10 protein-coding genes and 2 riboswitches are annotated in these 15,680 nt (G+C 42.9%); of the genes, 3 read left to right on the plus strand and 7 right to left on the minus strand.

Annotated features, from left to right (window positions below; genetic code table 11):
• Nucleotides 1-2: 2 nt before the first annotated feature.
• The 3 genes from CI959_RS05575 (at nt 3) to CI959_RS05585 (ending at nt 3,493) form a co-directional block, all read left to right on the plus strand.
• Nucleotides 3-1,136 carry a 6-bladed beta-propeller gene (locus tag CI959_RS05575; protein ID WP_095231419.1) on the plus strand — a complete coding sequence of 378 codons (1,134 nt, stop codon included), beginning with the start codon at nt 3-5 and terminating at the stop codon, nt 1,134-1,136.
• Nucleotides 1,126-1,719, plus strand: a complete 594-nt coding sequence (locus CI959_RS05580) for a hypothetical protein (protein WP_005859604.1) — start codon at nt 1,126-1,128, stop codon at nt 1,717-1,719. Before CI959_RS05575 ends, CI959_RS05580 begins: the two co-directional genes overlap by 11 nt.
• A 397-nt stretch (nt 1,720-2,116) precedes the next feature.
• Complete coding sequence (locus CI959_RS05585; RefSeq protein ID WP_005859606.1) at nt 2,117-3,493, plus strand: NAD(P)/FAD-dependent oxidoreductase; 1,377 nt, start codon at nt 2,117-2,119, stop codon at nt 3,491-3,493.
• A 98-nt stretch (nt 3,494-3,591) separates the two neighbouring features.
• Here the strand turns inward: CI959_RS05585 and CI959_RS05590 are convergent, their stop codons facing one another.
• The 7 genes from CI959_RS05590 to CI959_RS05620 form a co-directional block, all read right to left on the minus strand.
• Nucleotides 3,592-6,363, minus strand: coding sequence for an FAD-binding and (Fe-S)-binding domain-containing protein (locus tag CI959_RS05590; protein WP_005859608.1), 2,772 nt, complete (start codon nt 6,361-6,363; stop codon nt 3,592-3,594).
• A gap of 63 nt (nt 6,364-6,426) precedes the next feature.
• A complete protein-coding gene (locus CI959_RS05595) occupies nt 6,427-7,545 on the minus strand; it encodes an ABC transporter substrate-binding protein (RefSeq protein ID WP_005859610.1) in 1,119 nt (372 codons plus the stop codon).
• Nucleotides 7,545-8,909 (minus strand): DUF5074 domain-containing protein, encoded by a 1,365-nt coding sequence (locus tag CI959_RS05600; RefSeq protein ID WP_005859612.1) that lies wholly within the window; start codon nt 8,907-8,909, stop codon nt 7,545-7,547. Before CI959_RS05600 ends, CI959_RS05595 begins: the two co-directional genes overlap by 1 nt.
• Nucleotides 8,910-8,929: 20 nt before the next feature.
• Nucleotides 8,930-10,933 carry a TonB-dependent siderophore receptor gene (locus CI959_RS05605; protein WP_005859614.1) on the minus strand — a complete coding sequence of 668 codons (2,004 nt, stop codon included), beginning with the start codon at nt 10,931-10,933 and terminating at the stop codon, nt 8,930-8,932.
• 37 nt (nt 10,934-10,970) lie between these two features.
• Nucleotides 10,971-11,176, minus strand: a riboswitch (cobalamin riboswitch).
• 110 nt (nt 11,177-11,286) lie between these two features.
• Complete coding sequence (locus tag CI959_RS05610; protein ID WP_005859616.1) at nt 11,287-12,969, minus strand: putative transporter; 1,683 nt, start codon at nt 12,967-12,969, stop codon at nt 11,287-11,289.
• A 299-nt stretch (nt 12,970-13,268) separates the two neighbouring features.
• Nucleotides 13,269-13,470: riboswitch (cobalamin riboswitch) on the minus strand.
• A 157-nt stretch (nt 13,471-13,627) separates the two neighbouring features.
• Nucleotides 13,628-15,160, minus strand: coding sequence for an acyl-CoA carboxylase subunit beta (locus CI959_RS05615; protein ID WP_005859626.1), 1,533 nt, complete (start codon nt 15,158-15,160; stop codon nt 13,628-13,630).
• On the minus strand, nt 15,153-15,677 hold the full coding sequence (locus CI959_RS05620) for a biotin/lipoyl-containing protein (RefSeq protein WP_005859628.1): 525 nt from the start codon (nt 15,675-15,677) through the stop codon (nt 15,153-15,155). The genes CI959_RS05615 and CI959_RS05620 overlap by 8 nt, the downstream gene beginning before the upstream one ends.
• Between the last annotated feature and the right edge of the window lie 3 nt (nt 15,678-15,680).

Raw genomic sequence — 15,680 nt, forward strand, 5'->3', positions numbered from 1 at the left:
GTATGAAAAGTATCATCTATTATTTTTCGATGATATCCATATTTTTCTTTCTTTCTTGTACGGGATGGAAGGATAAGAAAAACATGGAATCAGATATCATCACCGTGAATTTGGACGAGCGAGACGAGATCTCCACTAAAGATCTATTTTCTGAGATCCAACTCATTCCGTTAGAGACAACGCCAGAATCGCTGATCCGTAATATAACCCAAATCAAGTTTTTTGAGGATCGATATTATATTCACGATTATTCGAGATCCCAAATCTTTGTTTTCGATAGGGAGGGACATTTCCAATTCGCACTTAACGAGAAAGGAAACGGCCCGGGTGAGTATTTAAACTTACCAGATTTCGCGATCGATACGACCCGCAGGAACCTTGTAGTACTTTGCGCCGTCAGCAACGCTCTCTTTTTCTATGATCTAGGGGGCAAGTTCATCGAGAAAAAGAAACTTCCTGAAATAGCGGGGGCCTACAACAGCCTACAGTTCCAAAACAAGGATACGATAGCTTTCTTCACATACGATTACGACCATCGCTTGAAGTTTTATTCCCTATCAAGAAACGAGATACTCGATGAATATTTTCCTGAAGACATAAAAGATGTATTTTGTAGGGGTGTATTTCCATTTCCACACGCTTTTCGAAGGTCTTTGACTAATACGATTTATTCACTATCGGGAGCGACCTTTACAGAGCTTTATCGTTGGGATTTTGGTGATTTAAATAATGACATCGAAAAATTAGAATTCCATCCCAATATGAGCAAGCAAGAAATAATTCAATACGCGAAGGATGTCTATTCCTCTAAGAGCGTAAATTATATAATAGACTCTCAGGGACAAAACAGCAGATATCGATACGCCATGGTAGTCCGCCAAAACAAGTACATCCAACTGTTTTATAACAGGAAAAACCATGACTTGCTTCAATTCGAGCGAACCAAGGAGGGCTTGCAACTTTACCCGATCTACTTCGGAGAAGACTTCATCCTCTGTACTCCGGAAGGAGGGCTTCCATTAAATGATCTATTTCCCGAGAAGTTAAGAAATGAGGATCAGCAAAGAATTATTCAATCACATTCGGAACAAGAGAATCCTGTCTTAGTAAAATATGTTTTCAAAAATGAAGGTTAACGAGAATACAATTTATATTTTCCTTTTGGGGATACTGGCAGGCATAATTTGTATGCAATGCGTGAATCATTTTAGAAAATCCCCGAAGGATGTGTATGTTGACAATTTTGAATACGAGAAAGAAAGTCTGGGTATCCTTAAAAGAGAAGAACTAAAAAATGAACACTATGAATGCCTTGATCAAATAGCCTATTGGGGAACAGACTCTCTAGATTCTTTCTCCTTAAGTAATTTATGTAATGATAAAAAATTATTCTTTTGTTTTTCAGAGAAAACATGTCCTCCTTGTATCGATGCAGTTGTCGATATAATGAACGAGGTTTTTACAGACGAGGAAATAAAAACAAAAATAGTTTTCGTATCGCCTGATTATCCTGCTCGATTAAGAAACGATTGCTATGGGAAAAAACTATTGAGCTTACATAATAAGAATTTAGGGCTACCTATGGAACTAGAAGATTCTTTCGCTCCTTTCTTATTCATTATGGATAAAGATTTATGTGTTAAATATTTACATATTCACAATAAACCACTCCCACGACTTACTTTAATTTATCTGGAAGAGATAAAAAAAATGTGGTAGATCTTATTGCGGTTGATCGTACGATATTAAGCCGCAGGCTGTTAACGAGGATGGGAAGGAGGATTTGATCATCGTCGGAAGCTTTGAGGAAGCGGAAGGAATGATCGAAGAAAGAATCGTGTTGGAATTGGAGGATGTGCCAGCGTATCTCTGGCTTCCGGATCGCATCACTTTAGAATCTCGCAAAAAGTGAGTCTTATATAATTTTAATCTATTTGACATATAATATACTATATAACAGCATAGTATATATATACAAAAGGAGCTTGAGAAAGTCTTGTAGTAGTCTTATCCAATAAAAAAATCATTTGCGCAAGTCGTGTAGTAGTCATTTTCATGGCTACCGTAATTTATTGTGTTTCCTTTGCCAGCGAATAAAATCTTAAATTCTTTCGACATGATGAAACACGAACTGGAGAAACAATTAGATGCGCTAGAAAAGAAAGGTGTCGACAGACGGCATTTCTTTAAGTTATTAGCGGCGACAGGACTGATCGCGGGAGCTAATACCGGAAAAGCAAACGCTTTTTCAAGCAGCGCAAAAGGTAAAATCGTTATTATCGGTGGAGGAGCCGCTGGTATCAGTATGGCTGCCCGATTAAAACATTGGCTTGATGAACCGGATATCACCCTGATTGACCCCAGCGATCGTCAGTTTTATCAACCGGGATTCACTCTGATCGCCTCAGGTGTATACCAACCGGAAGATGTTTGGAAGAAGCAAGAGGATTGTATGCCTAGCGGTATAAAATGGATAAAGGACTCGGTCGCCGCGGTTGATCCCGTATGGAATCAAGTAACGACCAAAAGTAACGGAAAGATTCCGTACGACTTTTTAGTACTGACCCCGGGATTACAATGTAACTGGGAAAAAGTAGAGGGCATTACCCACGACACCTTGGGACAAGGAAACGCAAACTCTATTTACGATTTCGAAGGAGCCCAAAAGACATGGAAAGCTCTTCAAGAATTCGCTAAAAAAGGAGGCAAAGGTATTTATACCGATACCTATACAAAACATAAATGTGGTGGCGCTCCCAAAAAGATCTGTTTATTATCCGAGCATTACGCAAGGAAACAAGGGACTCGCGACAAACTGCAATTGAATTATTTTACCGCATCGAAGGAGCTATACGATATTCCGTATTTCACGCCTCGCTTGCTGGAAATATATAATGAACGTAACATACCTATTAACTTGAATGTACGTGTAAAAGGTGTAGACACATCCGCAAAACAAGTGCATTTTGAGAAAATAGAGACAAAAGGCGAAGAAAAGATCGTAACGCCGTTCGTAGAGGATTACGATTTCTTACACTTCACCCCGCCTATGTCCGCTCCCGATTTCGTTCGTGATGCCGGATTAGGTTGGACAGAAGGTAAATTGGCCGCGGACGCATGGGTAATGGTCGATAAAGAGACCTTGGTACATAAGAAATACCAGAACATCGTTTCTCTGGGTGATGTAGCCGGTATCCCGACCAGTAAAACATCTGCCGCTATCCGTAAGCAAGTACCTATCGCCGCCAAGAACCTGATCGCGCTCATGGAAGGTAAAGAGCCGACCGAGAAATACAACGGTTATGCCGCTTGCCCGATCGTTACGGATTATGGACACGTGTTGCTTTGTGAGTTTGACTACGAAAAGAAACCCGACGTTTCATTCCCATTCTCGATGATCGATACATCAAAAGAGCAATGGCTTGCTTGGATCTTAAAGGTATATATTTTAAAACCGATGTATTTCAACGGAATGCTTAACGGTTACGCATAATATGAATAAAGAATCTATGAAATAAAACTCCCTATAATTTCGAATGCCAAACTACAAAGCCCCGGGTTTCAGTTGTACGAAACCGGGGTTTTTGATTTTTAACGGGTAGCCTTTTCCACTAAATATACGATCGACTTATAGGATATCCCACTATTCATCGTCAAACCAATCTCGCACGTACGGCTATTGCTATATCCTTCCGTCGCCCCATGCAAGTTCGGTTTCAAGTAATGAAGACCGGAAGCGTTTAGTTCCGGATAGAAGAAACCACGATCGCCCGCCCAACCGCAACAAGTAACTTGAGCGGGAGAGACCACCCGGTTCGCGCATAAGCCTGCCAGTTCCACCAGCTTGTCTTGTACTCCCATCTTCGTTGTACTACAAGTAGAGTGTACCGCTACCGTAACCGGCAACTTACTAAAGTTCAGACGATCACGCATAAAGTCATAGATAAACTCCACAGGTTCATATAATCGTAAACGTTTATCCAAGGTTTCCCTCATATGCAGCAAGCAAGGGCTCATGTCACACAAAATAGGCAAGCGGCCGTTATCGCTCGCTCGTAAAAGAACCTCATTCAATTCCTTTGCCTTCTGCGCCGCTTGCTTCCGGAACCCTTTACTGCTAAAAGCCATGCCGCAACAAAGCTTACTTAGATTCTCAGGATAACGAATCGTAAAGTCCGCTTTTGTCAATAAAGCGATTGTTTGTTCCGTTACACTTACAAAATCCACATCTTCATAATCAGCTGAAGCTCCCATCGTACGGGTAATACAAGACGGGAAATAAACCATTTCCATCCCATTCTCTACACCCGTCAGTTCCTTGAACTTTGACGCACCAGAAGGTGTATGCCGAGTCCAAAGCGGGAATTTATGAGCGGAAGCCTTAAACAAGAAAGAGGCAAATCTCTCGAATGCATTATACCCCACCAGCTTTGAAAGCACATGGGGCAACTTAAGCAAAGGACGAAGCATACCCGTTACGACTCCCATATTCCCGGCGATGCCCGAAGCGATAGCATTCGCCAAGGTACCATTCTCTTCCCACCGTAACTCTTTGATCAATAAACCGGTATTAATGCCAACCGGACATGCCGTAGCACATAGGCCATCGGTAGCGCAGGTAGCGTTACCTTTATAGTTAAAGGCATTCTTGAGTTCTTTATATCGCTTAGAGTTTGTTTCCCCCTGTTCCGCCAAAGCCGATAATTCCCTATAGATCACGATACGTTGCCGGGGTGTCAATGTCACATGCCTTGACGGACATTGTATCTCACAAAAACCACACTCGATGCATTTATCGATCAGCTCATTCGCCAACGGTATTTGCTTTAAGTTCTTTATAAACACATCCGGGTCCCGATTTAAAAGGACACCCGGATTTAATATATTTTCCGGGTCAAAGAGCCTTTTGATCTTCCACATCAACTCATAAATCTCCTCACCCCATTCATCTTTAACAAATGGAGCCATATTTCGTCCCGTGCCATGCTCCGCTTTCAAGCTACCGTCGTAGTAAAGTACCACATCTACAAGGCTACGCATAAAAGAAGCGTAATGATCAATACCTTCCTGTGCGTTTATATCCGGAAAAATCGTGAAATGAACGTTTCCATCCAATAAATGTCCCCACATCACCGCATTTCCGTATCCATAATCCGACAAGACCCCACGCACTTGTTCCAAAGCCTCTCCTAAAACCTCTTCCCGGAAAGCAATATCTTCAATAATAGATACCGTCCCCCGTGGCCGTCTTCCCGCAGCGGAAGTAAATAAACCGTTTCGTACCCGCCAATAAGTAGCGTAAAGCTTCGGATCGGTCGTAAATGATACCGGATATAAGGTCTGTATATCTGCTAGCCGCTCCTCTATATCTCGGAATTGGATTTGAAGTTCTTCTTCCGAATTAGAAGACGTGTCGATCAGCAACGCTACCGCATCCTCGGGTAAAGAATGTAATATCTCCGGCATCCCCGGTTCATCCTCTACCGCATGTAAGGCGTTTCTATCCATCAACTCGGCGGCGGACACTTTGCATTGGCGTAACGGGGCTATGGCTCTGCACGCCTCCATCAAAGAGGGAAAATAAATCAAGGCGGAAGCTTTTAAAGCCTCATCGGGGACTGTCTCGAAAGTAACAGAAGAAATAAACCCTAAGGTTCCTTCCGAGCCAACCATTAAATGCATGAGTATATCGTATGGATCGGTATAATCCAAGAAAGAGTTCATTCCATAACCGCAGGTATTCTTCAACTCATATTTAGATAGAATCCGGTCTTCCATGTCTGGATTCAACAAAATCTCCAAACGGAAATTCATCAACTTCTCCAATAAGCCTATATGCGTTTGCATGAAATCCCTGCGACTCGCTAACGAAGAGGTATCCAAAAAGGCTCCATCCGCAAAGATAATCTCCATATCCCGGACCGTATTATAGGAGTTATGGATAATACCATAGCTAGAACCACTTGAGTTATTCGCTACGATCCCGCCGATACGTGCGGATTTGATGGAGGCAGGGCTAGGCCCTAGCTTACGGCCATAAGGTTTCAACCAGCGGTTCGCCTCTTCTCCAGTTATACCACAAGGGAATTTAGCCAAACTCCCATCTCCTGAAATCTTAACCTTTCCATAGTCAGGACTGATTTCCATCAATACAGAATCTGTAATAGTCTGGCCGGATAAAGAGGTCCCCCCAGCTTTAAAGGTTACAGATTTACCAGTCTTCTCACATTCAGCAAGAACACGTTTTACATCCTGCTCACAACTCACGATTTCAACTCGTTTGGGATTCAACCTGTAAATCCCGGCATCTGTTCCCTTCGCTAATGCAGTTAAAACATCAACATATACCTTTTTTATCTTCATAGTCTAATACCTTTATTTGTCTAGTAACGACATTTCAACAAAGATATGAAACCTTTAAGACAATCAGGGCATTTTACTAAAATAACGGGGAGAATATCCGGGTACTAGCTCCGGATGGAAAATCCAGATTAAATCTTTCAATAGATATTCCGGATGTAATGGGAATTCCTCGTAATAAGGAACTATCCCTGTATTACAGGTATAAATCCGTTGTTTTTTAAAAGCGTCGAAATTCTCGTAGGGAGTATATTCGGAGCGTAAATCGTTATAGGTCATCTCGGAAGACTGATTATATTTAACAAGCCAAATATCCGCATGGATCGCTTTATCAAACACGGTCTCAAACGCTAAGGGGGTACTTCCGGCACCCGGTAAATCCTTAAACATATAATCGGCTCCTGCATCCTCAAAAAGATGGGCCATATAACTATCTCCAGCCGGTATATACCATGAGGAACCGAACTTTTTCTCCGACAAAACAGTAGGACGCTTATCTATATTCACGGTTAAGTTCTTTAGGGACAGATAGGCTTGCTCTGTTTCTTTAAATATAGAATCGGCCATCTCTTCCTTTCCGAATAGCAAACCATAAAAGCGAATCCACTCCGTGCGCCCCAAAGGAAATGCCTCCATATAGTCGGCTCCTTCGATAATGGGTATCCCTATCTTCTCGACAGGCCCATAACTACTGTTCTGAAACGGGGAAGCTATCACGAGTTCCGCACCGATCTCTATCATTTTCTCTATATTCGGAGAGGTAGCCTCACCTAAATCAGCGATTCTTCCGGCCTGTATACCCTCTTGTATGGCAGGAGTATCCATATAACGAGGCTCACAAACACCTATAACCTTATTGATTTCGTGCAATTGATCAATAATAGCCGCATGAACAGAAGTATAAACCACAATATCTTTTACCGGGACCTTCACGATCGTCCCTTTGGGTAATCCGCCAGGAACCGACTTTGTCCGGTCTACCAATAAATAGCGTTGAAGCAGACGAGTACTATCCCACGGATCACGAACTTCCACCATTGTATAGGTATCAAAGCGCTGAACCGTGAAACCTTGGGCATATTGAATTCTATCAGAGGAAAGAGCTTCCTTGGAAGAAGTTTGCTTTCCGGATGGCGTACATGCCACCATCCAGAAAGCGAACCCTAAGAGAATCAGTAATCGCATTAGATATTATCTTTTTGAGCGAGGACTACTTTCATGGGATTTAAACCAGCCTCAAACTTCTTGAACAATTTACCGTCACCTCCGAAACAATAGATATCGCCATTATTCTTATAATCAGACTCTGCGACATAGACATTTCCACCCACGGCACTGATTGAATAAGGGGATTGTATTGAGGTTCCATCTGTAATAAAGCTCGTTCCCGCAGATTGGCTCTTTGTATCAAATGTTAAAAATGCAGGGCTAGACATTCCCCATTGCGCATAGAACAGAAATAGCTTGCCATCCTCATAGGCCATCTCCGTTGCGTTTGGACAATTCGTAAGGGAAGTAACCTCATAAGTCTCCGTATTTATCTTTTGTACCGTATTGGGTATATCCGCATAGTTACCCATAGAAACCACATATACATTTCCTTGCTCATCCGCCTGTATCCGTGTGGGATTCAATACTACATCCAACTTCTTTATCTCTGTAAAAGTAGACAGATCAACCACTGATACCGTTTTATCATACCCAACCTCGGTACTGTAATCCATACCTCCGGAGTTTGAGACAAACAATTTATTAGAAGATACCGCCAATTGTTCCGGATTCCGTCCGACCTTTACTTTCGCCTCAACCTCCAAGGATGCGGTATCCAAACGAGCGACATATCCATTATAATAGCTAATATAGACTTTTCCACCCTCTGATACCATATAACGGGGCTGCCCCTCTGTCTTGACTTGCTTAATGGATTTTGCCTTCAGATCTGTCACTTCTATCGTAGACTCTCCATATACCGCGATATACATCTTATCGCCATACACGATCATATCCTGTGCCGTATCTCCCAGCCCCCTGCCATTTTGAGCCAAGAAATAATCGGGGACAACCTCATCCTTTTCTATGTCGTACATATATAAAGAAGAGTTGTTATTTCCCATATTGCCCGAATTCAAGAAATATAAAGCCATGAAAGAACTATCCTTCACAAAATCAATAACTCTTACGGAAGCATAAACAGAAGACTCACCTTCCGCATTTGCGGCTATAACTAATAAATAGCCTATATTTACGACATCCGTAATAGCATATGAATGTGTTCCAACTTCTACCTCCGCAATTTTCATATCTTTAGCGGTTCCATCAGAGGAACCATAAATCACGTACTTTGTTACATTGTCAACAGAAGACGGAGCTGTCCAATTTAAGGTTCCGCTAACTTTTAAAGCTTCCGGATTCTCATCCGTAAAACTGACATTAGTTACAGATACATTTGGTATGTTCAGTGAAGGCTCATTGTCATCATCACAGCTGACAAACGAGAAAGACATCAATGCACACAAGGCAGAGACACAAACTAAATTCTTCTTTTTCATTACTTTACTTTTATAGTTTACTAATAGGATAAACAAATACTTAAACGCCAAGAACGGCCCGGCATGGGATAATACTGAATAACATCATAATTCACGTTCGCAAGATTTAACAATTCACCTTGCAAACGCAAACCGAAATATCGAAAACGAAAATCTCGATTTATAGAAATACTCTGTTCTATATAAGAATCAATCCTGTTCCGATCTATATTTTGCGGCAATGCATAACGATCACCAACCGCAGTCAGTATATAAGAGACATTTACCCATGGATTTTCCAAGGTTACGGAAACCGTGCCAGAATGACGAGGTGTATAAGGAATCTGATCCTTATAATTCTTAGCTTCCGGATCTGTCACATCAACCGCGTATTGAAAAGAATAAGTGGAAGCCAAAAGCAAGCTCATTCGTAAGGGCAATCGGAATTGTGTAGATAAATTTACATCTACCCCTTTAATATCCACTTCGCCCATATTCATCATCTTCCAAACATACATGGTAGGTAAAGCCACGATCTTATCTTTCACCGTATTATAATATCCATCCGCCGAAATACTGAAATGCCGCAGCCAATCCCCACAGGAAGAACTCCATGTTACCCCTACATTATATTGGGAAGTTTCTTCCGGTTTCAAATTTGTATTTCCCATACGGAGGTAATACAAGTCCGTAAATGTAGGAACCCGGAATATATCTTTGTAAGAGGCACGTATCCGCAAAGTACTTTCCGAGAATGGCCGCCAAGACAAACTTACAGCCGGGGATAAACGCCTCTTATCATCCGGTTTTTCCCCTTGCTCCACTTTATCAGTGATATATGTTCCCAATAAACTAGCGGTAGCCGTGAATCGACTGTTCTTATATTGCACCGCTAGTACTGATTGAGAGGCCATTCGCTTTGGATTAGGGCCGTTCACAAAATTATTGTCCAGCATAGAGCGAGTTAAATCCGTAGTCAACGTCGCCGATACATACTTTATAGGAGTATACAGCAAACCTACAGAGCCATAATACTCATTCTGTGTATTCAAATCGACTTGTTCGCCCGCAGCATATTTATCATTTATATCTAAATAACGAGTAAAAGCATAATTATACTTAGCCATGGCCCGTAGCGTAAATTTCTCATTAAGAACATTCTTATACCCCGATTGCACGAAAAAGTTATTATCCCATAATCGTTCAGAAGTGTTCTTGTTATATAAATTAACAGAACCGGGAAGCCCCCGCTCCGAATCAAAATAGTACGCCTTAAAGGAAAGTTCGCCTCCCCTTCCAAAATCGCCGAATAGATTACCTTCCAAATGGTAAGCATGGATATCGCTATTTCTACGCTTCTCTCTCGTCTCCAATTCCCCATTAATCAATGTATAGGGATATTGCCCATCCGCACGCACGAAATCACCATGTAAGGATGCGCTCCAACGCTTTCCTAATTTTTGATCATAATGCAGCACGGGATTAAAAAGCCCGAAGGAACCTCCCTTAACCTTAAGATAAGTATGAAACGATTTGTCTTTAAACGTGGGCTTTCCGGTTTGTATATTCAAGGCTCCTGCCGAGGCATACACCCTTGCCGTTTGGAAGATGTCATCCGATTGTCCGATCGATAAGGAAACCATCTCCACGTTATCCAACGAGAAACGGCTGATATCGACTTGCCCGCTTTGCGCATCCGTAATCGTCACCCCATCGTAACTGACGGCGGTATGCTTCGCTCCCAAGCTACGTACCGAGACCGTTTTCAATCCTCCGATCCCCCCATAATCCTGTACTGTAACTCCCGAGAAGCGTTTCACGGCCTCGGATAGGTCTTGTACTCCCAAGCGATCGATTCCCGCCCGGTCCATAATTTGCAAAGGCGTACCTTCACGGGTGACCGACGGACGTACCTTCTCCACTACTTCCACCCCGGAAAGCTCGTGATAGGCCGTCGTATCGATCTGTTGACCGAAAGCGACACCCAAAGAAAATAACCATACGCTAAAAACGCACAGACATCTTATAAGATATAAATCTCGCATAATAATTCTTAGGTTTACCAACGTCTTCACCCGAAACGTCGCATAACAAAATCATGGCAGGTTTTCTGGCTCGTCCACCCTCTGTCGGCTACCTTCCCGCCTATCCGATAGGCAGTGGCAACAAGATTTGCCGGGGCTCCAAGGACTTACAGCTACGGGTACAGCTCCGGACTCGCACCGGATTCCCTTTTACTGATTATTATCGGAATCGATAACATCTACACCTTGATTGGCCGCAAAGATACATGTTTACTTTTTGATTAGCAACAAAAAAGCCCCCCCGGCGAATCACTTCGGCGGAAGGCTAGGGAGTTTACACTTTTCTAAACATTACTAACAACAAAATATTTATTCTATGTATAAAAGAATAATATCATTAACTGTGCGGTCAACACACGCAAAAACATGGTCAATGGATAAACCGTCGCATATCCAACCGCCGGCGCATCATTTCCTGCCGCCATATTGGAATAGGCTAACGCAGGAGGATCGGTCGTACTTCCCGCAATCAATCCCATCAACGTAAAATAATTCAGTTTATAAAAATACCTTCCCACACAACCGATAATCAGTAGAGGCAATAACGTTATTATAAAACCATAACCGATCCAAGCTACACCACCCTTATTGACTATCGTATCGACAAAACCTTCACCCGCACTCAATCCCACGCAGGCGAGAAACAACGTGATTCCTAATTCCCTCAATAGTAAATTAGAACTTTGCGTGGTATAAGTAACCAATTTATAACGATAACCGAACCGGCTTATCAATATCGCAACGATCAACGGACCTCCCGCTAATCCTAATTTCACCGGTTGAGGAATACCCGGAAAACTAATAGGAAGACTTCCCACGATAATACCCAAAACTATACCAACAAAAATAGTCACCAAATTAGGTTCATTCAAGCGTTTCATTGAATTACCCAGCGTCTCGGCAACTTTCTCCACCGCCAATTCACTACCGACCACTGTCACCCGGTCGCCTATTTGCAAGACCAGATTAGGAGTAGCTACCAACTCCAGCCCCGCACGATTGATCCGAGTCACGTTAATTCCATGTAAACGGCGTAACTGCAAAGCCCCTAATTGCTTACCGTTGATTTCAGACCGGGTAACCAAAATACGCCGGCTGATAAACTGGCTTTCCGCCGGAATCCATTGCTTACGATCCATCTGTATTTCTTGACCGATAAAAGTCTTTATCGCCTCCACGTCATGCTCTGCGGTAATAACAAAAATCTTATCATCCCCATTCAATACCGTGTTCCCCGCCACGATCTCTATCCGATTCGTATCGTTACGTAAAATACGGGAAATAACAAATTCACGGTGTTCCAACAATTTAGATAGCTCACTTACGCTACGACCAAAAATCGCCGGATTCTTCACCACCAAAGAGATAGGTACAGCCTCTCCTCCCGATTCCGTATCCGTCTCTTCTTCCAATTGTTCCGTCTCCTTCGCAAAAGAGATACGGAAAACATAACGGATAAAAATCATCGACAAGATAATGCCGATCACACCTAACGGATAGGCAACCGCATATCCTAAAGCGATCGTTTCATCCGAGATCCCCGTCATATCTGAATAAGCCTGTTGAGCAGCGCCCAATCCCGGTGTATTCGTCACTGCTCCGGATAAGATACCTACCATTGTCGGTATAGGAATGCCTGTAATATAATGTATAATCAAGGCAGTAATCACCCCTAGAAAAACAATACCGCAAGCAAGCATATTCAACGTGATCCCTCCCTTTCGAAACGAAGAGAAAAATCCGGGGCCTACTTGCATACCTACCGAGTAAACAAATAAGATCAAACCAAACTCTCTAAAAAAATGAACGACCGACGGATTCGCCGTAAAACCGAAATGCCCGAGAAAGATCCCGACAAACAGTACCATGGTAATCCCTAAAGAGATACCGAATAGCTTCAGTTTACCAAGCTGGATCCCCAGAGCGATCACAACGGATAACAAAAGGATAGAATGCCCTACCCCTTCTCCCCATAACAATTCATTAATCCATTCCATATCTATTCATGTATATATTAATTTAAGATAAAAAAGTACCTCTGGCGAATCACTTCGGCAGAGATACACATATTGAACATTTAGTATCCCAGTTTAATCTGGCATCCATTCTAACAACATTTACTAATATATTTTCTATTTCTTATGCTGATAATTTAGACAAACTTTCCTCTTCCGGCAAAAGGGTTACCGGCCATTCAAATGTCGCACGACAGTGCGAACAGATCCTTTTCATACGTCTTTGTTCCTTTTAAGATATTGCTTATCTTTTCGTACTGCTTTCCTAATCCCTCGAGCAAAAACAGCCTTTAATGAATGGCAGGTCTTCTGACTGACTCCCATCTTGAAGCCTTCCCGGTCGCTAGAACCAGTGGCGATAGTGTTGTTTCAAGATGTTCTTCGGAGCTTCACAGCAGCGGGACTGTCCGGGATTTACACCCGATTCCCTTTTAATCCACATACCCGAATGGTATATGCGGAACCGATTCGGGAACAAAGATAGCATGTTTTCCGTATATATCATATCTTTTCGCTTTTTTGTTTACTTTTATTATCCAAATAAAAAAATCCCGGGACAAAACAATTGAACCGGGATCTTTTAACCTCTAAGCTATCCTCCCGACAGGAAGAGGCTTTGATTTTCCTTAAATAATAATTACTACAAGGGAATATTTCCATGTTTTTTAGGAGGATTACTCTGGCTCTTATTTTTCGCCATTTCCAACGCCTGAATCAATTTAAAACGTGTGTCTCTAGGTTGTATGACTTCATCTATAAATCCTTGCTCGGCTGCCCGGTAAGGATTTGAGAATTTCTCGGTGTATTCACGAATTGCTTGTTTCTTCTCCTCATCGTTGGCTTTCCGGTATAATATATTCACGGCACCTTCAGCCCCCATCACCGCAATCTCAGCCATCGGATATGCCAAGTTTATATCGGCACCGGTAGGCTTACTTGCCATTACGATATAGGCTCCCCCGTAAGCCTTCCGGGTAATCAACGTGATTTTGGGAACCGTGGCCTCCGCATAAGCGTAGACAATTTTTGCCCCGTGGCGTATAATTCCCGCATGTTCTTGCGTACAGCCCGGCAAGAAGCCCGGCACATCCTCGAACGTGATCAATGGAATATTGAAGCAATCGCAGAAGCGAATGAAACGTGCGGCCTTATCAGAAGCATCGATATCCAAGACTCCCGCTAAAAAGGCAGGTTGGTTCCCTACGATACCTATGGTACGGCCTCCCAAACGAGCGAATCCCACTACAATATTGCGAGCAAAATGAGGCATAACCTCGAAGAAGTAATGATTATCCACTATCGGCTCTATAATATCCTTGATGTCATAAGGGACATTAGGATCTTCCGGAATCACATGCTGCAACGACTCTTCTACCCGACGCACATCGTCAGCACAAGCTATAACTGGAGCGTCTTCCATATTATTAGAAGGCAGGAAACTCAGAAGTTCCCGGATACTCATCAAAGTCTCCTCTTCCGTATCACACACAAAATGCGCGACCCCGCTTTTTCCGCTATGTACCTGCGCCCCGCCCAGCTCTTCCTTATCGATCACCTCGTGAGTCACCGCCTTTACGACATCCGGCCCCGTGATAAACATATGACTTTGCTCTTTGACCATAAAAATAAAATCGGTCAAAGCCGGGGAATAACAAGCGCCCCCCGCACAAGGCCCCAAAATAGCCGATAATTGGGGAACGACTCCCGAGGCCATCGTATTTTGGTAAAAGATAGAAGCATAACCAGCCAAGCTATTCACCCCTTCTTGAATCCGGGCACCCCCCGAGTCATTCAAGGCGATGATCGGCGCTCCGTTCTTTAAGGCTAATTGTTGCACTTTCACGATCTTAGCGGCATTCGTGGCACTCAAGGTCCCACCGTATGCGGTAAAATCATAAGCGTAAACAAATACCAAACGACCATCGATCTTTCCATAACCACTTACCATTCCATCACCGGGAATCTTATTCTTATCCATCCCGAAGTTTGTACACCGATGCACCACGAATTTATCCAGCTCATTGAAAGTCCCTTTATCCAACAGCATCTCGATTCGTTCACGGGCGGTCATACGCCCGCAAGCATGTTGTTTCTCAATGCGATTCAATCCTCCTCCCAACGAGGCCTCTTTATTCAAAGCCTCAAAATCTTTATATAATTGCTCGTTATTCATATGAATCATCTTTTAATAGGTCTAAAGTCATAAGCACTTGATTGTTATCAACGGAATCTCCCTCGGATACCAATATATCTTTTACCACGCATGCTGAGCTTACCTTATAGTTACTCTGCATCTTCATCGCCTCAAGTACGACCACGGTATCCCCCGTTTCCAAGCGATCTCCTTTCCGCACAGGTATTTTCACGACTTTACCCGGCATCGGGGCGACAATCTTGTCATCTTGCTTCTCTTCCGCACTTTTACGCATACGCAAATATTTCTTTTGGGTATCTACGATATCCACATGATAGGAACGGTAGAACATATTCACGTCATAACTCCGATGATCTTCTCCGGAGATGATCTCCGCATTAAATGAGTTCCCATCGTGCAAGACAGAACAACTGCCGTTCTCCGTCATCACGATATCCACATCATACGGCTTCCCGTCGATAGAAAGCCGGACTTTATTCCCTTCTTTACTGACCAATGTCACATCGGCCACACGATTTCCGATATGTATTTCCATAAC

It is taken from the genome of Parabacteroides sp. AT13, from assembly GCF_002272965.1.
GTDB classification, from domain to species: Bacteria; Bacteroidota; Bacteroidia; order Bacteroidales; family Tannerellaceae; genus Parabacteroides; species Parabacteroides distasonis.

What these genes read in the sequence shown, in the direction of transcription:
- CI959_RS05600 (WP_005859612.1), bottom strand. Translation starts at nt 8,909, where the DNA reads ATGAAAAAGAAGAATTTAGTTTGTGTCTCTGCCTTGTGTGCATTGATG.
- CI959_RS05620 (WP_005859628.1), bottom strand. Translation starts at nt 15,677, where the DNA reads ATGGAAATACATATCGGAAATCGTGTGGCCGATGTGACATTGGTCAGT.
- CI959_RS05615 (WP_005859626.1), bottom strand. Translation starts at nt 15,160, where the DNA reads ATGAATAACGAGCAATTATATAAAGATTTTGAGGCTTTGAATAAAGAG.
- CI959_RS05605 (WP_005859614.1), bottom strand. Translation starts at nt 10,933, where the DNA reads ATGCGAGATTTATATCTTATAAGATGTCTGTGCGTTTTTAGCGTATGG.
- CI959_RS05585 (WP_005859606.1), top strand. Translation starts at nt 2,117, where the DNA reads ATGATGAAACACGAACTGGAGAAACAATTAGATGCGCTAGAAAAGAAA.
- CI959_RS05590 (WP_005859608.1), bottom strand. Translation starts at nt 6,363, where the DNA reads ATGAAGATAAAAAAGGTATATGTTGATGTTTTAACTGCATTAGCGAAG.
- CI959_RS05575 (WP_095231419.1), top strand. Translation starts at nt 3, where the DNA reads ATGAAAAGTATCATCTATTATTTTTCGATGATATCCATATTTTTCTTT.
- CI959_RS05610 (WP_005859616.1), bottom strand. Translation starts at nt 12,969, where the DNA reads ATGGAATGGATTAATGAATTGTTATGGGGAGAAGGGGTAGGGCATTCT.
- CI959_RS05595 (WP_005859610.1), bottom strand. Translation starts at nt 7,545, where the DNA reads ATGCGATTACTGATTCTCTTAGGGTTCGCTTTCTGGATGGTGGCATGT.
- CI959_RS05580 (WP_005859604.1), top strand. Translation starts at nt 1,126, where the DNA reads ATGAAGGTTAACGAGAATACAATTTATATTTTCCTTTTGGGGATACTG.